We start from the raw sequence: 19,932 nt of genomic DNA on the forward strand, positions 1-19,932 counted from the left end.
TGTGGCCAGCGCTCAGAGCGGCATCATTCATCCGCACCTATGTCCTGCCCCGGAAACAGCACCTCGGTGTAGCCGAACTTGCTGAAGTCGGTAATGCGCGTGGGATAGAGCCGGCCGATCAGGTGATCGCATTCATGCTGTACCACGCGGGCATGGAAGCCCTCGGCCGTGCGATCGATACGCGCACCATGCGGGTCGACGCCCTCGTAGCGGATCAGCGAGTAGCGGCTCACCGCACCGCGCAGGCCAGGTACCGAGAGGCAGCCCTCCCAGCCTTCCTCCATGTCCTGCGACAGTGGCGTGATCACCGGGTTGAGCAGGATCGTGCGCGGCACCGCAGGTGCATCGGGGTAACGCTCGTTGCTGTCGAAGCCGAAGATCACCAGCTGCAGGTCGATGCCGATCTGCGGTGCGGCGAGGCCGACGCCATCGGCGGCGTGCATGGTGTCGAACATGTCCGCGATCAGCGCGTCGAGTTCCATGCTACCCAGCATCGCGTCAGGTACCGGTGGGGCAATGCGCAGCAGGCGCGGGTCGCCCATTTTCAGGATGTCGCGGATCATGCAAACCTCACAATCAGATAGCGTCCACCCACTGATTGTGGCTTTCGCAGCGTGAATACAAGCCCATGCATGCATTCCCATCGCTCCGGCATGGGCGGAATGATGGGAATGGCAACGATCCGGCGATCAGCCGCCGAACACTTTCTTCAGCAGATCGTTGCTGCGCGGGGGGATTGTGGCGGATCGACTGCTCCTCTTCACCGATCATGGTGAACAGGCCATCCAGCGTCTTGCCGGTCACGTAGTTGTCCAGATCGATCGGGCTGCCGCCGCTACTCGACTTGTGCCCACCACCGAGTGTACCCAGTGCGCTCAACTGTCCACCACCAGCGGCCATCACCGGTAACGTGACAACAACGAGGATGAGGCCAAGCAGGCCGTGACGAACGGCAACACGCACGACGAACTCCTGTATGCCGATGGTTACCCGAGTGTACGCGGGCAACATGCCGCCAGCATGTCCCCAGGCCAGCGGCTGGTACCGCAGCCCCGCTGGCTTTGCTACACGATGCGGGTCAACCGTCGGGCTAACCGGCGGCAGTCGGCGCCCCGATCGGCAACACCGTGCGCTTGTGCGCCTCGTTGATGACTTCCGCTGCAGACAGGTAGAACGCCAGTACCGCAGTAATCAGGCCACCGTAGCCACCGGCGACATGCAGCGCGCTCATGCCGGTCCATTCGCCGGCCGCCAGCAGGAAGAAGGTGATCCACAGAGCCAGGAACACAAGCTGCAGGGCTCGCGCGGCGGGAAATGTGGCCACCCACATGTAGAGCGTGAATACGCCCCACATGAAGAGGTACCAGCCAACGAAGGCGCCCGGAACCTTGTCGTGCAAAAACAGCACGAACAACGCAAACGACCACCAGAACGCGCCGTAGCTGAGGAAGGCGGTGGAACCAAAGGTATTGCCGCGTGGCAGCTCCATCACTCCGGCAATCATCTGCACCGTGCCGCCATAGGCCAGCGCGACGGCCAGCACCATGTTCATGGCATCGCCGGTGAACCAGCCAGCGTTGATCATGCTGAGCAGCCATGTGGTCAGCGCGAAGCCGGCCAGGCCCAGCGGCGCCGGATTGGCGAATGTCGGTTGCGTGCCTGTATTGCTCATGCGTCGTCTCCCCAGTGGATGGATCAGAACAAGCACCTGGCCATTAGCCAGGCGCTTGCCGTCGAACTCAGAAGTGATACAGCGCGCTGACGCTGACCTGGTTGCCTTCGGTCATGATGCGGTTGTTGCCATTGGTCGTGGAATCGAGCTTGCCGTACAGCCACTCCACACCGAGCTCGTAGGCGCCGCTGGCGTAGTCCACATTCACCGCCGTCTGGCGGTTCTCGAGCAGGCCGGTCGCGCCGTTACCCATCCAGCGGATCACGTCGCTCGTGTTGGGCTTGCTCATGCCGTAGAACGCGTTGGCGCTCCAATTCGGCGTGAAGTTGTAGCCCGCCTGCACATAGCCGCCGGTGTCCTTGATGTCACCGAACTGCGACAGGTCGCCAAAGATCTCGCCAAGGCCCCTGCCCGAATAGGCCGAGGCCCTGAACACCCAGGGGCCGGGCTTCCAGCTGCCGCCGACCTCGTAACCCACGCTCTTCACCTGGGACTGGATCGGTGCCGCCGCGGTATTGCCCACGCCGCGCAGGTCGACCTGGCTGTAATGCGCCACGGCATAGGCGAGCCAATTCTTGTCCTGCACGTGCAGCCGCGCCTCGATCTGCGGGCGGAAACCGACGTTGCCGGCCGTCAGGTAATTGGTGTTGTTCACGGCACCATCCGGGCCGTTCCACGAACCCTCGAATGCGCCCAGGTCCAGCCGCCAGATCGGGCCCGACGAACCGTGGTTGAGCTCCTGCATCCAGATCACGCCAGGGAAGCGCCAGCCGACCACGCCAGTGCCGTAGCCCAGCGGGAACGCGATATGCGCAAGCGATGGCGCCAGATTGTCCAGCGGGAACATCAGATCCCACTGCTGGCCGACCTGTACCGTGCTGCCGGTTTCGGGATTGCTGAAATCCATGTAGGCCTGGCGCAGGCGCGGTATCGGTTGCTGCTGGCTATAGGCACCGGTGCCGTTATTGCCGCCGAAGAAATCCATCTCGATGCGGCCGCCGCCGACCCAGTCGCCGGCGAACTTGGCGCCGCTGAAATCAAGCCAGAAGCGCGTGTTGCGCACATCGACGCCGCTGAGCGAACCGTTGGCACCACCTGCCGCCGGATATTCGGCATTCTGGCCGTTGCCGTAGGTGAAGCTCTTGCTCTGGCTGAAGGCGGTGGCATCGATGAATCCGTGCAAGGCCACCGATATGCCGGGTGCGCTGGTGAAGGTCGGGGCAGCTTGCGTGGCTGCAGGCGCGGCCGCCACATTCTGCGCAGACGCGGCCGGGGCTGCTGCCGGCTGCGCGGACGCGGCTTTCTGTGCCTGGATCATGCCCTTGAGCTCGGCCACTTCCTGTTCCAGCTGATCCACGCGCTGTTCGAGCTGCTGCTGGCTCTCGCCGGCGCTGGTCGTTGTCTGCGCCTGCGCCGCCAGCGGCAAACCCAGGGCACACGCTATGCTGAGCGCGAGCAGTTTGCCGCAGCGTCGGTTGCTTGACGTAGTCATGTCTGCCTCTCCCCAGGGTCAATGATCGACTGGAGCATGGCCATGCCGCGTGGCGGCGCCTATTGGCCAATGGTCGAAACTCGACCAAAGTCGAAGCAGGCTCCGTCAGGCAACCGCTTACACTCAAATATCTGATACCAGCGTACCCGCGCGCGGCGACCCGCTTCGCATCACTGACTTCCGCAGGAGACATGCAATGTCCAAGCTCTACCCGGTCAACCCCGCGTTCGCCGCCAAGGCACGCCTCCGCAAGGCCGACTACGAGCGCCTGTATGCCGAATCGGTGCAGGACCCGGACGACTTCTGGGGTCGCGTCGGCCAGCGGCTGGACTGGCTCAAGGCACCGACGAAGATCAAGGACGTCTCGTTCGATCCAAAGAATTTGCATATTCGCTGGTACGAGGACGGCCAGCTCAACGTGTCAGCGAACTGCCTCGACCGCCACCTCGCCGAACGTGGCGACAAGACCGCGATCATCTTCGAGGGCGACGATCCGAACGACTCGCGCCGCATCAGCTATCGCGAACTGCATGCGGAAGTGTGCAAGTTCGCCAACACGCTCAGGCACCTCGGCGTGGCCAAGGGCGACCGCGTGGCGATCTACCTGCCGATGATTCCCGAGGCAGCGGTGGCGATGCTGGCCTGCGCACGCATCGGTGCTGTGCATTCGGTGGTGTTCGGCGGCTTCTCGCCCGATTCGCTGGCCGGGCGCATCGCCGATTCGGCCTGCAAGCTGGTGGTGACCGCCGACGAAGGCGTGCGCGGCGGCAAGCGCATCGCGCTGAAGGCGAACGTGGACGCGGCGCTGGAACGCCCCGGCACCAACAGCGTGGAAACCGTGGTGGTGGTACGTCGCACCGGCGCCGCGGTGCCGATGCAGTCCCCGCGCGACCGTTACTGGCATCACCTGATGGACGGCCAGTCGGCCGACTGCCCGGCCGAGCCGATGGAGGCGGAGCACCCGTTGTTCATCCTGTATACCTCCGGCTCCACCGGCAAGCCGAAGGGCGTACTGCACACCTCGGGCGGTTATCTGGTCTACGCCAGCTATACGCACGAGCTGGTGTTCGACCTGCGCGAGGACGATGTCTACTGGTGTACTGCCGACGTGGGCTGGGTCACCGGCCACAGCTACGTGGTGTACGGCCCACTGGCGAACGGCGCCACCACCGTGATGTTCGATGGCGTACCGAACTACCCGGATTACAGCCGCTTCTGGCAGGTGGTGGACAAGCACAAGGTAAGCCTGTTCTACACCGCGCCCACCGCGATCCGCGCGCTGATGCGTGAGGGCGAGGCGCCGGTAAAGAAGACCTCGCGCGCGTCGCTGCGTCTGCTCGGCTCGGTCGGCGAGCCGATCAACCCGGAAGCATGGGAGTGGTATTACCGCGTGATCGGCGACGAGCGCTGCCCGATTGTCGATACGTGGTGGCAGACCGAGACCGGTGGCATCCTGATCACGCCGCTGGCCGGCGCGATCGACACCAAGCCCGGCTCCGCCACGTTGCCGTTCTTCGGCGTCAAGCCCGCGATCGTCGATGCGAACGGCGAGGTGCTGCAGGGCGCCGCCGAGGGCAACCTGCTGATCACCGATTCCTGGCCGGGCCAGATGCGCACGGTGTATGGCGATCACCAGCGCTTCATCGAGACCTATTTCAGCGCCTATCCGGGCAACTACTTCACCGGCGATGGTGCACGTCGCGATGAGGATGGCTATTACTGGATCACCGGCCGCGTCGATGACGTGATCAACGTCAGCGGCCATCGCCTCGGCACGGCCGAAGTGGAGAGCGCACTGGTGTCGCATCCGAAGGTGGCCGAGGCGGCGGTGGTCGGTGCTCCGCATGACATCAAGGGCCAGGGCATCTACGCATTCGTCACCCTGATTGCCGGCGAACAAGGCAGCGACGAATTGCGCAAGGAACTGATCGCCTGGGTGCGCAAGGAAATCGGTCCGATCGCCTCACCGGATTATCTGCAGTGGGCACCCGGCCTGCCGAAGACGCGTTCCGGAAAAATCATGCGCCGTATCCTGCGCAAGATCGGCGAGAACCTGCCCGACCAGCTTGGCGACATCTCCACACTGGCTGACCCGGGGGTGGTGAAGAGTCTGGTCGACGAGCGACTGATCAAGTAACGCAGCCCTGCCAGTCCTGCTTGCAGCCCCTTCCTCTGCAGGCAGGACTGGATCAGGGTTGCACCTGGTCTTGCTTGATGTAACAAGGCTCGATGTAGCAAGGCTCGATGTAGCATGGATGTCCTGATGTCCGATGTACTGATCGCCGATGACCACCCGCTGTTCCGCGATGCCCTGCAGCGCGCGGTACTCAACGCGATGCCGTCGGCGAAGGTGCACAGTGCGGACAGCGTGTTTAGCTTGCTGACGTTGATCGAGCAGTATCCCGACGCCGACCTGCTGCTGCTCGACCTGCACATGCCCGGCGCGCGCGGCTATTCCGCGCTGGCGCATATCCGCGGCCAGTACCCGGGGCTGCCCACCATCGTCGTCTCCGGTCATGAGGAAGCACGGGTGGCGCGCCGCGCACTCGCGCACGGCGCCGCGGCCTACATTCCCAAATCCACCCCGGGCGAGGACATCGTGCGCGCGATCCGCGCCGTGCTCGACGGCGACGTGTGGTTGCCGCACCAACTGCTCGGTGGCAACACCGAACTGAAACCCGACGAAGCCGACGTCGCCGCCCGCATCGCCGCGCTTACCCCGCAGCAGTTCCGCGTACTCACCATGCTCGCCGAAGGCCAGCTCAACAAGCAGATCGCCTACGACCTCGGCGTCTCCGAAGCGACAGTCAAAGCACACATGACCGCGATCATGCGCAAGCTCGGCGTCAACAACCGTACCCAGGTAGCACTCGCTGCCAGCCAGCTCGCGCTGGAACCGGGCAAGATGCAGCCGTTGCCAATGGATGACGAGAGCGTCGACAGCTGAGTGCGCTGTTTGCGTTTTGGCGCGATGCCGACCTCGCTGCCGAATGAGGTATCGCGCGCAACATGACGCGCGTCGCACTACTTCGCGCAGGACCGATATCTGGTAAGCACAAAATTTCCATGCTTGACGACCTGCGGCCTGAGCCTGAACATCCAATGCTATTCCCGGATTCGGGGTCTTCTAGGTGGCGGGGACTTAATGAAAGCTTTCGTTTCCGTGAGTTTTGTACTGCTGTGCGCCTCTGTCTTAGCAGCGCCTGTCGCGAAGTTAGATTCGCTTCTAGTTTATGGCGAAGGGTTTATGTTTTCGGTCAAGGAGCCTGCTGGTTGGGTAGCAGATACCCAGCATGCAGCTGCTTATCAGGCAAATGTGCTCGTGTATGAAAAATCGAGTACTTGGAAACAATCCGATTCGCTTATTCGCGTTCGTATTACGGATAAAGTGGATGAACACGTAGAGAGTGATCTAGCCGCAGACATGGACGGATACAAGAAAGATTACCCGAACGTTCAATTCAAAAATTTCGTCGCGTCAAATCCAAAATATCGCACCTATCCAAAGTTGTTCTTCGTTCCCAACCAGTTCTATGAGTATGTTACGTACGTTAATCCTGGCCCAAGCTCTCCCCTGATGTTTTCAGTGGCCATGAGCACACATACAAACGAGGCAACCAAAGAGCAACTTACAGCTTTCGACAATGTTGTTTCGTCGCTGATCATGCTTAAAAAACCCCAACAAGGCGCTCCAGCCGAGCGACCGCTTCTAAATCTGGCGGCTGATCTTCGGCGTTAGCCGCTAGCACTCTTGTCCCCCTGCTTGCGCAACAGCGAAGTAAGCAGCGCACGCAATGCAGCGGGCTTGACCGGCTTGTGCAGCAACGGATAACCCAACGCACGAGCACGCTGTTTCAAATCGTCGCTGCCATCGGCGGTGATCATCGCGGCGGGCGGCAGTTGCGGGAACAGCACGCCTAGTTGCTGCAGTGCCTGCAGGCCATCGATGTCATCGGCGAGGTGGTAGTCGGCCAGGATCAGGTCGACCGGGCCGTGGCGCAGTTCGGCTTCGGCCTGCACCACGTCGATGGCGGTGCGGCAGTCCACGCCCCAGCGCTGCAAGAGTGCGCGCATGCCGTCGAGGATCGCTGCATCGTCGTCCAGGCAGAGCACGGTGAGCGGCAGCCGTTCGAGCGAACCGGCACTCTGCGATGCCCGCATCGGGCGCGGTTCGGCCATGCCACGCGGCGCGCTGATCGCGAAACAACTGCCGTGCTGTTCGCGCGAATGCAGGCTGAGCGGGTGCTCCAGGATGTTGGCGATGCGGTCGCAGATCGACAGGCCCAGGCCCAGGCCTTTCTCGCCCCACGGCGACGGTCGTTCCAGCCGCTGGAACTCGCCGAAGATGCGCGCCTGCTGCTCGGCCGCGATGCCGGGGCCGCTGTCCCACACTTCGATGCGCACCTGCGTCCCGTCGCGGCGTGCACCCAGCAGCACGCCACCGGTGCGGGTGTAGCGCAGCGCATTGGAAAGGAAGTTCTGCAGCACGCGGCGCAGCAATTGCGGATCGCTGGTTACGGCCAGCCGGGTCGGCACCACGCGAAGGCACAGGCCACGCTGTTCGGCCACCACTACAAACTGCGCCTTCAGCGAATCGAACAGATCGGCCAGCGCGAACTGGGTGATGTCCGGACGATAGCTGCCGGTATCCAGACGCGAGGTATCGAGCAGCGTGTCGAGCAGATCCTCGGCTGCACGGAACGAGGCGTCGATGCGCTCTGCCAGCTGGCCGGCTTCGACATCCAGCCCCGGATGATGGCGCAGCGCGGAGGTGAACAGCCGCGCCGCGTTCAGTGGCTGCAGCAGGTCGTGACTGGCGGCGGCGAGGAAGCGCGTCTTGGACACATTCGCCGTTTCGGCGATACGCCGGGCCTGTGCGGTGGCGGCCAACGCCTCGCTGAGTTCGGCCGTGCGCTGGTCGACGCGTTGCTCCAGCGTCTCGTTCACTTCGATCAGCGCGCGCTCGGCACGCTTGTACGCGGTGACATCCGAATAGGTGGTGACGTAACCGCCGCCGGGCAATGCGCTGCCACGCATCTCGATGGTGCTGCCATCCGGGCGGATGCGCTGGAACAGATGCGCCGAGCCGGCGCGCATGTGGCCGATGCGCTTGGCCACGTGCCCCTCCACCTCGCCCGGCCCGCATTCGCCATGCTCGGCATTCCAGCGGATCAGGTCGGCCACCAGCACGCCGACGTAGACCATGCCGTCGGGGTAATCGAACAGCTCCAGGTAGCGTCGGTTCCACGCCACCAGGCGCATCTGCGCGTCGACCACGCTGATGCCCTGCGACACGTTCTCCAGCGTGGTGGAGAGCAACTCGCGGTTGAAGCGCAGTTCCTGCGATGCCTCGTCCATCAGCGCCATCGACTCGGCGATATCGAGTCCGGAGCCGGATAGCACCCCCATCAGGAGGTGCCGCGCGCTGGCAGCACCGACTGCGCCGGCGAGCAGACGTTCGGTGTGCCTGACCAGCGCACGGTCGGCGGATTCGCCCGGCTGCAGCGGCCTGTCGCGAAGTTTGGCGTAATCATCGAACGCGCGCTGGGTACTGCGTGCGCCGACGATGCGCTCGGCGATCATGCGCAGGTCCGCGACCGCCACGCGGCCGCGCCAGTCACCCACGTCGCGGCTGTTCGTGGCGAATGGGGCGATGAACATCGCCGCGTGCAGGCGCTCCTCCAGGCTTGGCCGCCAGCGCAGCGAGATGAACACCAGGCAGCCCACGTTGATCAGCAGCGACCAGATTGCGCTGTGCAACACAGGATCCCCGCCATCGCCATGGAACAGCGCCTGCGGGCGCAGCCATGCCAACCCCAGCGGACCGCTGTGTAACCAGGGCGCCGTGTGATCCACGGCGGGCAGCAGCAAGGTATAGACCCACACCAGGAAGCCGGCACCGAGGCCGATCGCCACGCCACGTCGGCTGGCGCCACGCCAGTACAGCGCCGCTACGATCGCCGGCGCAAACTGCGCCACCGCAACCAGCGAGAGCAGGCCGGTAGCTGCCAGATTCTCCACGTCGGCGGCCGCACGGTAGTAGGCGTATGCGATCAACGCCAACACCACGATCGCGCAACGACGCACGTACAGCACCACCTGCGAAAGATCGCTGCGCTGCTCCAGCCGCAGGCGGCGGATGCGCAGCAAGGCCGGCATCACCAGGTCGTTGCTGATCATGATCGACAACGCCACGGCCGACATGATCACCATACCGGTGGCTGCCGAAAAACCGCCGATGTAGGCCAGCAGCGCGACAGCGTGGTTGCCGAGTGCCAGCGGCAGGTTCAGCACCCATGCGTCCGCCGCGCCATCGCGTACCGATGGAAACAACGCGCCGGCCGCCACGATCGGCAATACCGCCAGACTGACGATTACCATGTAGGTCGGAATCATCCAGCGCGCATGCCGCAGATCGTTCGCGTCCTCGCATTCCACCACGCCGATCTGGAACTGCCGCGGCAGGCAGAACATCGCGCAGAAACCGAGCAGTGTCTGCGCAATGAAACCGGGCGCCAGTACATCGCCGGTGTGTTCGACCGGCAATTGCAGGCTGGTGATCAAGCCCGGTCCATGCCACCACGCGTACGCCGCCAGCGCCACGAAGGCGAGCAGCTTGATCAGCGATTCGAGCGCGAGCGCCAGCATCAGGCCATGATGATGCTCGCTGGCATCGATGCTGCGTGTACCGAACAGGATCGCAAACAACGCCAGCAGCAGCGCACACCACAATGCCGTGTCGCTGCCGGGCGACATCGGTGCCGACGCGGCAACGCCGCGCAGCACGTCGTACGACATCGCCACCGCCTTGAACTGCAGCGCGAGGTACGGCACCACGGCGGTGACCGCGATCACCGCCACCAATGCGGCCAGACCGTGCGACTTACCGAAGCGCGCACCGATGAAATCGGCGATCGAGGTGATGTTGCGCTGGCCGCCCACCCGCACCAGTCGTTGCAGCAGGCCGAAGCCGAACACAAACAGCAGCAACGGGCCCAGATAGATCGGCAGATAAGACAACCCGGACCGCGCCGCGGTACCGACCGCGCCATAGAACGTCCACGACGAGCAGTACACCGCCAGCGCCAGCGCATACACGATCGGTCGCAGTCGCGGCTGGCGCGGATACAGCGGCCGCCGGTCACCGGCCCAGGCCACGAGGAACAGCAGGCCTACGTAGAGCAACGAGACGAGCAGCAACAGCCAGCCGGCGATCAAACGAATTCTCCCGTGGCGGTGGTTCCGCATCCCGGCGGCTTGTGCGCGGAGCTACCCGTCCGGCAGCCCGCACCCACGCAGACGAGCGACGGCCGGATCCGTCGAAAGTAGCAGAGCTCCCGCGGGATGACGAGGTTCGTATCCGGCGTCTGGAATATCGCAATGACCAGGGGCGCAAGGCATTACAGGCATTTGAGGTGTTTGCGCCATGACGCGCTGCGGCGTCAGGTGCGGTCCAGGGGCATTCGACCAATGGCTAATCCCCATGGCATTGACCCCGATCGGCGCCGGGGAGACTCTTGCAGGGACAGCCGGAGAGTTTCCACATGCACAGTGCAGCAATCAAACCCAGTCCAGCGGCCCGGATCATGTGGGTCGCCATCGCGATCGTGGGCGCGTTCTGCCTCGGCGTGGTGGCTCTGCGCCGCGGCGAGCCGATCAATGCGATCTGGCTGGTCGCCGCGTCGATCTCGATCTTCGTGATCGGCTACCGTTTCTACGGCAAGTTCATCGAACACGCCGTGCTGCAGATGGATCCGAGCCGCGCGACTCCAGCCGTGTTGCGCAACGACGGCCTCGACTACGTGCCCACCGACAAGTGGGTGGTGTTTGGCCATCACTTCGCCGCGATCGCCGGCGCCGGCCCCTTGGTGGGGCCGGTGCTGGCCGCGCAGATGGGCTACCTGCCTGGCACGCTGTGGATCCTGTTCGGTGTGGTATTCGCTGGCGCGGTGCAGGATTTCATGATCCTGGGACTCTCGCTGCGCCGCGATGCTCGCTCGCTCGGTCACATGCTGCGCGAGGAACTGGGGCCGGTCGCCGGTGTGGTAGCGATGTTCGGCGTACTCGTATTGATGATGATCGTGCTGGCGGTGCTGGCGCTGGTGGTGGTCAAGGCGCTCACGCACAGCCCGTGGGGCACCTTCACAGTGGCCGCCACGATCCCGATCGCGCTGCTGATGGGCGTGTACCTGCGCTGGTTTCGCCCAGGCCGGATTATGGAAGTGTCGATCATCGGCCTGGTGCTGCTGCTGGCCTCGATCTGGTTCGGCAAGACCGTGGCCGACTCGGCCACGCTGGCGCCGCTGTTCGACTTCGACGCGAAGGCGCTGGCGTGGCTGCTGATCGCCTACGGCTTCTGCGCCTCGGTACTGCCGGTATGGCTGCTGCTGGCACCGCGCGATTACCTGTCCACCTTCCTCAAGATCGGCACCATCGCGCTGCTGGCGCTGGCGATCTTCCTCTCCGCACCGACCCTGCAGATGCCGGCGGTAACCAAGTTCATCGACGGTACCGGCCCGGTGTTCCAAGGGGGCCTGTTCCCGTTCCTGTTCATCACCATCGCCTGCGGCGCGGTATCGGGCTGGCATTCGATCATCGCCTCCGGCACCACACCCAAGCTGCTCGCCAACGAAGGTCAGGCACGCCTGGTCGGCTACGGCGGCATGCTGATGGAAGCGTTCGTGGCGATCATGGCGTTGATCGCTGCCTCCTCGCTGCACCCGGGCGTGTACTTCGCGATGAATTCACCGGCCGCCATCGTCGGCAGCACCGTTCAGGATGCCGCCACCACGATCAGCCAATGGGGCTTCGTGGTGACCCCGGATGAGTTGCTGCGGACCGCGAAGAACATCGGCGAATCCAGCATCCTCGGCCGCGCCGGCGGCGCCCCGACCCTGGCCGTGGGCATGGCGCAGTTGCTGCACAACATCATCCCAGGCGGCAGCATGATGGCGTTCTGGTACCACTACGCGATCCTGTTCGAAGCGCTGTTCATCCTCACCACGGTCGATGCCGGCACCCGCGTCGGCCGCTTCATGATCCAGGAGATCGCCGGGCTGATTCACAAGCCGCTGCAGGCCACCGAATCGTGGACCGGCAACCTGCTTGCCACTGCGATCTGCGTGGGCCTATGGGGCTATTTCCTCTATCAGGGCGCGGTCGATCCGCTCGGCGGCATCAATACACTGTGGCCGCTGTTCGGCATCGCCAACCAGATGCTCGCCGCGATCGCGCTGATGCTATGCACCGTGGTGGTGGTGAAGCTGAAACGCGAGCGCTACGTGCTGGTGCCGGGCATCCCGGCGATCTGGCTGATCGTGTGCACGCTCACCGCCGGCTGGGAGAAACTCAGCGGCCCGATCAGCTTCACTGCCGCCGCCAACAAGTACTCGACGGCGATGCAGCAGGGCCAGTTGCTGGCACCGGCCAAGACGCCAGCCGCGATGCAGCAGATCGTCACCAACAACTATGTCGACATGACACTTACCGGGCTGTTCATGCTGCTGATCGTGGCTATGCTTGGCTTCTCGCTGCGCGCGCTGATCCGCGCATGGCAGACCAATCACCCGACTGCGCACGAAGAACCTTACGTGGCACTCAGCAGCGTCGCCAGTTGAGGACACCGTCATGAACAGGTCGATGCAAATGCTTGAATCGGGCTGGAAGTGGGCGGTACAAACCGCCCGCCTCTGCTGCGGCGTGCCCGATTACGAAGTCTACGTGAAGCACCTGCGCGAACATCATCCGGAACGCGAGATACCCAGTTACAAGGAGTTCTTCCGCGAACGACAGGTGGCGCGCTACAAGGGGACTGGCGGGCGCTGCTGCTAAAAGCGGCACTCTGCCGTCGTCCCGCGAAAGCCAGGCTCCACTTTGCTGTCGCGAAGGGAAAATGGACGACCGCCACGCTGTTGATGATGCGATCCCGGCGTTCGCCGGAATGACGACGAGGTAATTTCAGGCGCCTTCGTCGTGATGCTTTTTTCTTCAAATCTTCGCGACCGAAGCCGCCCCACAAGATGGCATGCGGTCACGGCAACGGCATGCCTGCGCGCCAGTCTGTCAATTGCAAACCATCCAGCAGCGCGACCACGGCCTGCCGTGCCTGTGCGCCATGTGTAGGCAGCACCAGCACATCGCCGTCATGCGCCCAGTTGAGCAGGCCGCGTACGGCATCGAGTTCGTCGAGACATTCGATCAGCGCATCCGCTGGTACGCTCTTGCGCAGCAGTTCGTCGCGCAGGATGTCGGCAACCTCACCCGACGCGCGACCGCGCATGAAGCCTTCGATATCCTTCAGCACCACGCGCCGGGGATGAAAGGCGGCAGCCACCATCGCCAGCTCGCGGATATCGGCGTCCTCGCGGTTGCCGGCCTGTCCCAGTACCAGACCAAGGCGCGCCGCACCCAGGGTTTGCGTTGCTACCTGCAGCAACCCGCGCAGCCCTTCCGGGTTATGCGCGTAATCGACGAATACCTGCATCGAGCCGTATCGCCAATGTTGCAGACGACCCGGGTTGTCGGCGTGTGCCTCACCGAAGCGTGCCAGCACGGCGGCAATGGTCGCAGCCGGGATGCCCAGTTCAGCAGCAGCCAGCGTGGCCGCCGCGATATTCGAGATGTTGTAACCGGCGCTCCCGGCGAAGCTCAGCGGCATCTGCACAATCGAACCGAGATCGTGATGGCTGCCTTGATGGAACAGGCGCAAATAACCCTCACGCACACCGCACGTACTGCCACCTTGCTCGCGTCGCGCGCGCAGCAACGGATGCGCGTCGTCGAGCGCGAACCAGGCAAGTGGAACCGGTAGCCCATCGGCCTGCCTGACCAGCACCCCATCATCGGCATTCAGCACCAAGGTGCCATCGGTGCCGAGTACGCGCGAGACAGTGAGCTTGACCTTAGCCAGGCCATCCAGATCGTGGATGCCATATTCGCCGAAATGATCGTCGCTGACATTGGTGACCACGGCTACGTTCGCACGCTGCACCGCGATGCCACGACGCAACATGCCACCGCGCGCAGTTTCCAGCACCGCCGCCTCGACCTGCGGTTGCCGCAGGACGACGCGTGCACCGGCAGGACCGGAGAAGTCACCGGCGTCGATTGTATGGCCGTCAACAAACACGCCATCGGTACAGCTGTGTCCGGTATGCCAGCCGTGTGCATGTGCCATCGCGGCGAGCAGGCGCACGGTAGTGGTCTTGCCATTGGAGCCGGTCACCAGGGCGACGGGGATGTCGTGCAACGACGACCAATCCACCGCGTCAGCTGCAGGCAGTTGCGACAATGGCCAGGCGCATGCACCCGTGCCCTCGCCGATCGACAACGCATCCTCGTCGATCAGCACGGTCAATCCACGTGCTTCGGCGGCCTGCACCAGTGCCAGCAGGTCCGGTCGGCGTTCGGCCGCGGCGAACGCACGCAAGGTATGCAGTGCGGAGTCTTCGTCCCAGGCAGCCGGATGACCCGGTGCATGCAGCTCCACGTCGAGTCCGGCGGCATCAGCCAGTGCCACCAGCCATGCCCATTCGTTCACTTCGGTGGCGCTGAACAGTTGGTCGATCGGTGCCGTGATCGCCAGCGCCGCGCCTCCGGCATGACGACGTACCACCAGTGGCGCATCCACCCAGCCGAGTGCCTGTCGTGCACGAACGACGTGCTTTCGCCATGCGCCAAGCAGCAAGTCATCGGGCAACACACCGACGGTTTCCAGCACCGCGCCGGCACCGTCGAAATACAGATTGGTGCCGGTGAGGCGGCGCGAGTCGTCAAACGGCAAGGGAAGCATCGTGCTCAGTCGTCACTCTCGCGGGAGAAGCGCACACCGCGCTCATCGCGCACCACATCGCCCAATCCGGCAAAGCTCGACTCGTCGAAGGATGCCTCCGTCACCGGTGGCGTGATCGGCGCCGCACTGGATTCCGTGCGAAGCTCTGACATGCCTTCGGGACGGAACTTGATGATCTGCTTCCACGAGCGCACCAGCGCATCGGCGAATACCAGAAGCAGATCACCGGAGCGGCCCATGGCCAGTGCGGCATCGATCGCCTTCTGCTCGTCCGGGATGATCGAAATCGCCGCGTCGGGCACACCAGTCGCGCGCAGCGCGCGCGCCAGGATGCCTGGCACCTCATCACCATCGCGGCCACGCAGGGCATCGTCACGGCGGCAGATATAGTGATCGAAGCGACCCGCCACCGCCTCGGCGATCGCCACCAGATCCTCGTCGCGACGATCGCCGGGACCAGCCAGCACCACGATGCGCCGGCCGGTCACGTCGAGACGCCCAGCCAGATCGGCCATCACCGCGACCGCGTGCGCGTTGTGGCCGTAATCGAACAGCACCTTGAACGGATGCTCGCTGTACACGTTCATGCGCCCTGGCGCCTGGAAGAACGTGGTGTCGAACGTGCGCAAGCCCTGGCGAATCGCGTCGAGCTTGATGCCCAGCGAGAACGCCATCGAGGCGGCGACCATCGCGTTCTGCACGTTGTGCAGCGCGCGCCCTTCCAGCGTGGCCGGGATCAGGTGCGTCCACAGCAGCGGGATGTGACTGCCCTTGTCGTACAGCGTGATCATCGCCCCGTTGACGCCGGCCTCGAGCGCACAGGCGCGGCCACCGGCACGCACATGCTCGCGCACCAGCGCGTGCGACGGGTTCATGGTGACGTAGCAGATCACCTTGGCGTCGGTGTAGCCGGACATCTTCAGCACCAGCGGATCGTCGGCATTCAACACTGCGCAATCGGTGGCCACCTCGATCACGATGCGCTTGACTTCGGCGAGCTGCTCCAGCGTGTCGATGCCCTTGAGGCCGAGATGATCGGACTGCACGTTGAGCACCGCACCGACGTTGACCTTGGTCACGCCCATGCCGGCACGCAACAGCCCGCCGCGCGCAGTCTCCAGCACGGCGATATCGATCTGCGGATCGGACAGCACCATGCGCGCCGACACCGGCCCGGTCATGTCGCCCTCGACCGTGCGCTGACCGTCGATGTAGACACCATCGGTGGTGGTGAGACCCGGCGTGTAGCCAGCCATCTTGGTGATGTGCGCCAGCATGCGCGCGGTGGTGGTCTTGCCGTTGGTGCCGGTGAGCGCCGCGATCGGCACCCGCGCCGGCGAGCCAGGCGGAAACAGCATGTCGATCACCGGTCCGGCCGCGTCGCGCGGCGTGCCCTCGCTCGGACTCACGTGCATGCGGAAACCCGGCGCAGCGTTGACCTCGCAAATGCCGCCACCGATGCTCTTGTAACTCTCGGCGATATTGGTCGTGAGGAAATCCACGCCGCCCACATCCAGCCCGATCGCGCGGATCGCGCGCACCGCCATGTCGCGGTTGTCGGGATGGATGATGTCGGTGACATCGGTGGCGGTGCCGCCGGTGGACAGGTTCGCGGTGGAACGCAGGTAGACGATCTCGTCCGCCTTCGGCACCGACGTGGCGGTGTAGCCGACGCGCTCCATCATCATGGTCGCCTGCGCGTCCAGCTCGATCCGGGTCAGCACCTTCTCATGGCCGACGCCGCGACGCGGATCGGCGTTCACGACCTCGACCAGCTGCGCGATCGTGCGGTTGCCATCGCCGATCACATGACCCGGCGTGCGCCGCGTGGCAGCGACCAGTTCGCCGTTAACTACCAGCAACCGATGATCGTCGCCGCTGAGGAAGTTCTCCACGATCACCGAGCGCGAGTGTTCGCGCGCGGCCTTGAAACCTTCGATGACTTCCTCATCGGTCATCAGGTGAATCGAGATGCCGCGACCATGGTTGCCGTTGAACGGCTTGGTCACCACCGGCACACCGAGCCGGCGTGCCGCGCGCAACGCGCCTTCCTCGTTTTGCACCAGCTCCTGCTTGGGCACCGGCAGGCCTAGCGAGGCGAGGATCTTGTTGGTTTCTTCCTTGTCGCTGGCCAGCTCCACCGCGATGTGCGGTGTGCGCCCGGTCACCGTGGCCTGAATGCGCTGCTGGTATTTGCCGTGGCCCAGCTGCACCAGCGACTGATCGTTGAGGCGCAACCACGGAATGTCGCGTTCCTCCGCTGCGCGCACCAGCGATGCGGTGGACGGGCCGAGCGCGCGGCGCTGCGCATAGCGGATGAACTCGTCGCGTTCGGCCGGCCATTCCCAGCCTTCCGGTACGTTGCCACGCACTTGAAGTTCCACCGGCAGCAACGAGGACAGCAGGCGCAGGGCCAGCTCGCCGGCGGCGACGCCTTCCTCCTTCTGCACGTACTCGTAGACCACTGAATACACGCCTGGCTTGTCGACGCTGCGCGTCTTGCCGAAGGTGACATCCTCGCCGGCGACATTCTGCAATTCGATCGCCACGTGTTCGAGTACATGGCCTAGCCAGGTACCGTCGCCTTCGCGCATGCGGCGGATGAAGCCGCCAGGCTCGCGGTACGAGCAGCCGTGTTCGGCCAGCCCCGGCAATGCAGCGATCAAACCGTCGACAAAGGTCGGTCCCAAGCGGCCGGTTGGCCATTGTTCCAGCTCACCCAGATCCAGCTCGAGCCGGATCACCGGGAAATGCGCATACAGCGACGGGCCTACAAAAACGGAACGTTCCAGAATGCGCATGGGCTTTTTCCTTGAGCCGAGGGCCCGCGTCAGAGAGTTTGGAACCGGACCCGTTTCAGGCAATTTGTTTCGATGTCGCCAGCGTACCCGCCGAAGCGTGGCGCGTCTGCATGTTGAAGGTAGCACCAGCAATCAGTACATGAATGGTCATGCCCAGCATGCACACCGTATCGTGCTCGCCGGCATCGGCCATCGACGAGAACTGCAGATTGCCTGCGTCAAGCACGGTGACCGCGCCGCTGCCCTCGACCTCAAGCGTATTGTCCGGGCGAATGAATGCCGCCGTGTCCTCGTCCAGACCGATGCCGACCGCGTAGGGGTTATACGCCAGCGCGGCCATCAGGCGACCCAACCGGTCACGCTGGCTGAAATGCTGGTCGATGATGAAACGATTGGTCAGGCCCAGTCCGGGTGCCAGCCTTACGCTGCCGGCGGTGGGCGACAATCCCTCCTTGCCGAACGCGATCATGTGTTCACTGAGTATGCTGGCGCCCGCGCTGGTACCGCCGACGTGCACGCCACGTGCATTCAACGCACGGATTCGCTGCGCCACCGGCGTGCCACCGAGCATGGTCGACAAGCGCAACTGGTTGCCGCCGGTGAAAAAGATGCCCGTCGCCTGATCGAGCCTCTGCAACCGGTTCTTTTCCTCGGTATCGCGGCGCATGTCGAAATCAAGCACGCTGACTGCGCTGGCACCGAGACCAGTGAAAAGTCTTTCGTAACGCGAGCCGGTATCGGCAAGCTGGCTCGCCGTCGGAATCACCACGATATTCGCGTCAGCGCCACCACACAGGCGAACGAATCGTTCAAGAATGCGCGGGTCGTTCTCTTTCTCCTCCGCGCCGCCGATCGGTACGATCCATCCGCGCTGCTCCCCTTCCAACACCCTGCTGGGACTCATCCTGCCCTCATCAATTTTGTTCTCATCTGTTTTCGGTTTCATGCGGTTCTCTGAGTCTATTGGATCGATAACGGTCATCCGATCCATCCTGACGCATCAAACGTCTACACAGCGTTCTCAAACGTGCCACGATGTTCGATGTGGCCATTGCGCACATGCACGATGCCGCCGGCGATCACCTCGTGCGCAGCTCCCGCCTCGTCCAGCACCACCAGATCCGCATCGGCACCGACCTGTATGCGACCTTTGGCCGGCAGCCGCAACAACCGCGCCGGATTGCTGGTGAACGCCGGCAGCGCGCGCTCCAGCGGCACGCCACGTTGCAGTACCTCATTCAGGGTTTGCAGCAGCGCACCGGACTCGCCCACGCCCATCCGACAGACGTGACCTTCGTGATCGAATACCGGCAGGCAGCCGCCGGCGTCCGAGCTGATCGTGATGCGTTCAGCCGGTGCGGCGCTGTCCAGGAAACGGATCAGGCCATCGGCCGCGCTCCAAGCATCCTCGCCCTCCTCGACCGGAAACGCGGTGAGGTCGATCGTGCAGCCTCGCCCGGCCAGTTCCAGCGCCTCGTCGAACAGCGCCTTGCGGCGGTTCACGTGGGTGGGATGGAACACGCGCGGCGGCAGTTCGCTCTGCTCCAGCGCGCGGCGCACCAGGTCCAGTCCGCGCGGACCATCGCCCAGATGCAGGTGCAGCACGCCGGCCTTGCCCGTCATCAACCCGGCGACATGCGCGTCGGCGGCCAGTCGCAGCAGCTCGTCCAGCGTTGGCTGGCTGGAGCGATGATCGCTGATCGCCACTTCGCCGATGCCGATCAGCGCCTCGATCAGCACCAGATCGCCGCGGACCGTGCCAGTGAGCGTTCGGGGTGGCACGTGATAGCCGCCGGTAAAGGCCAGCGCGCTCAATCCTTCCTCGCGCAACGCATAGACCGTCGCCAGCAGGTCGCGCGGGCCGCGCGCCACATCGTCCGTGCCGAGCAGGCCGATTACCGTGGTGATGCCGGCACGGGTAAAGCGCGACACGCCGAGCGGCGGCACCCGTGTGCGGAAACCCGCCTCGCCACCACCGCCGGTTACGTGCACGTGCGCGTCGATCAGCCCCGGAATCAGCCGGCGTCCCTGCAGGTCGATGGTCTCCACCGCCAGTGTGGCCGGCAGATCGAACAGCCCCGTTCCCATCCACAGGATGCGACCACCGCCCAGCAGCAGATGCTGCTGCCCCAGCGGCTCGGGCGCATGGACCTGCGCGTTGCGTAAAAGCATGAGA

14 protein-coding genes are annotated in these 19,932 nt (G+C 64.2%); 5 read left to right on the forward strand and 9 right to left on the reverse strand.

The window, feature by feature from the left end:
• Positions 1-23: 23 nt before the first annotated feature.
• The 4 genes from def to GSQ75_RS02660 form a co-directional block, all read right to left on the reverse strand.
• Complete coding sequence (def, locus tag GSQ75_RS02645) at positions 24-563, reverse strand: peptide deformylase (protein WP_158752968.1); 540 nt, start codon at positions 561-563, stop codon at positions 24-26.
• Between the two features lie 13 nt (positions 564-576).
• Complete coding sequence (locus GSQ75_RS02650; RefSeq protein WP_254058417.1) at positions 577-963, reverse strand: DUF4197 family protein; 387 nt, start codon at positions 961-963, stop codon at positions 577-579.
• Positions 964-1,090: 127 nt separating this feature from the next.
• Positions 1,091-1,672: an acetate uptake transporter family protein gene (locus tag GSQ75_RS02655; protein WP_158752969.1), complete on the reverse strand. Its 582-nt coding sequence runs from the start codon at positions 1,670-1,672 to the stop codon at positions 1,091-1,093.
• 67 nt (positions 1,673-1,739) lie between these two features.
• Complete coding sequence (locus GSQ75_RS02660; protein ID WP_158752970.1) at positions 1,740-3,164, reverse strand: hypothetical protein; 1,425 nt, start codon at positions 3,162-3,164, stop codon at positions 1,740-1,742.
• A gap of 196 nt (positions 3,165-3,360) precedes the next feature.
• Here GSQ75_RS02660 and acs point away from each other — a divergent pair, with 196 nt between their 5' ends.
• The 3 genes from acs (at position 3,361) to GSQ75_RS02675 (ending at position 6,903) form a co-directional block, all read left to right on the forward strand.
• A complete protein-coding gene (acs, locus tag GSQ75_RS02665) occupies positions 3,361-5,301 on the forward strand; it encodes an acetate--CoA ligase (protein WP_158752971.1) in 1,941 nt (646 codons plus the stop codon).
• Positions 5,302-5,427: 126 nt separating this feature from the next.
• On the forward strand, positions 5,428-6,111 hold the full coding sequence (locus GSQ75_RS02670; RefSeq protein ID WP_158752972.1) for a response regulator transcription factor: 684 nt from the start codon (positions 5,428-5,430) through the stop codon (positions 6,109-6,111).
• Positions 6,112-6,309: 198 nt separating this feature from the next.
• Positions 6,310-6,903 (forward strand): hypothetical protein, encoded by a 594-nt coding sequence (locus tag GSQ75_RS02675; RefSeq protein WP_158752973.1) that lies wholly within the window; start codon positions 6,310-6,312, stop codon positions 6,901-6,903.
• Here the strand turns inward: GSQ75_RS02675 and GSQ75_RS02680 are convergent.
• Complete coding sequence (locus tag GSQ75_RS02680) at positions 6,900-10,382, reverse strand: NahK/ErcS family hybrid sensor histidine kinase/response regulator (protein ID WP_174236686.1); 3,483 nt, start codon at positions 10,380-10,382, stop codon at positions 6,900-6,902. The two genes, GSQ75_RS02675 and GSQ75_RS02680, sit on opposite strands and share 4 nt — an antisense overlap.
• Before the next feature lie 326 nt (positions 10,383-10,708).
• Between GSQ75_RS02680 and GSQ75_RS02685 the strand changes: the two genes are divergently transcribed.
• Together GSQ75_RS02685 and GSQ75_RS02690 are read left to right on the forward strand one after the other, a co-directional pair.
• Positions 10,709-12,781 carry a carbon starvation CstA family protein gene (locus GSQ75_RS02685; protein WP_158752974.1) on the forward strand — a complete coding sequence of 691 codons (2,073 nt, stop codon included), beginning with the start codon at positions 10,709-10,711 and terminating at the stop codon, positions 12,779-12,781.
• Positions 12,782-12,791: 10 nt separating this feature from the next.
• Positions 12,792-12,995: a YbdD/YjiX family protein gene (locus tag GSQ75_RS02690; RefSeq protein ID WP_158752975.1), complete on the forward strand. Its 204-nt coding sequence runs from the start codon at positions 12,792-12,794 to the stop codon at positions 12,993-12,995.
• Between the two features lie 199 nt (positions 12,996-13,194).
• Here GSQ75_RS02690 and GSQ75_RS02695 read toward each other — a convergent pair whose 3' ends face one another.
• From GSQ75_RS02695 to iadA, 4 genes are all read right to left on the reverse strand, one after another.
• Positions 13,195-14,955: a Mur ligase family protein gene (locus GSQ75_RS02695; protein WP_158752976.1), complete on the reverse strand. Its 1,761-nt coding sequence runs from the start codon at positions 14,953-14,955 to the stop codon at positions 13,195-13,197.
• A 5-nt stretch (positions 14,956-14,960) separates the two neighbouring features.
• The gene (gene cphA, locus GSQ75_RS02700) at positions 14,961-17,756 is read right to left on the reverse strand and encodes a cyanophycin synthetase (RefSeq protein WP_158752977.1); all 2,796 of its coding nucleotides are present in this window, start codon (positions 17,754-17,756) and stop codon (positions 14,961-14,963) included.
• A 55-nt stretch (positions 17,757-17,811) separates the two neighbouring features.
• Positions 17,812-18,660, reverse strand: coding sequence for a cyanophycinase (locus GSQ75_RS02705; protein ID WP_158752978.1), 849 nt, complete (start codon positions 18,658-18,660; stop codon positions 17,812-17,814).
• Positions 18,661-18,764: 104 nt separating this feature from the next.
• Positions 18,765-19,928: a beta-aspartyl-peptidase gene (iadA, locus tag GSQ75_RS02710; RefSeq protein WP_216840593.1), complete on the reverse strand. Its 1,164-nt coding sequence runs from the start codon at positions 19,926-19,928 to the stop codon at positions 18,765-18,767.
• Between the last annotated feature and the right edge of the window lie 4 nt (positions 19,929-19,932).

It is taken from the genome of Dyella sp. S184 (assembly GCF_009766065.1).
Taxonomy (GTDB): Bacteria; Pseudomonadota; Gammaproteobacteria; order Xanthomonadales; family Rhodanobacteraceae; genus Rhodanobacter.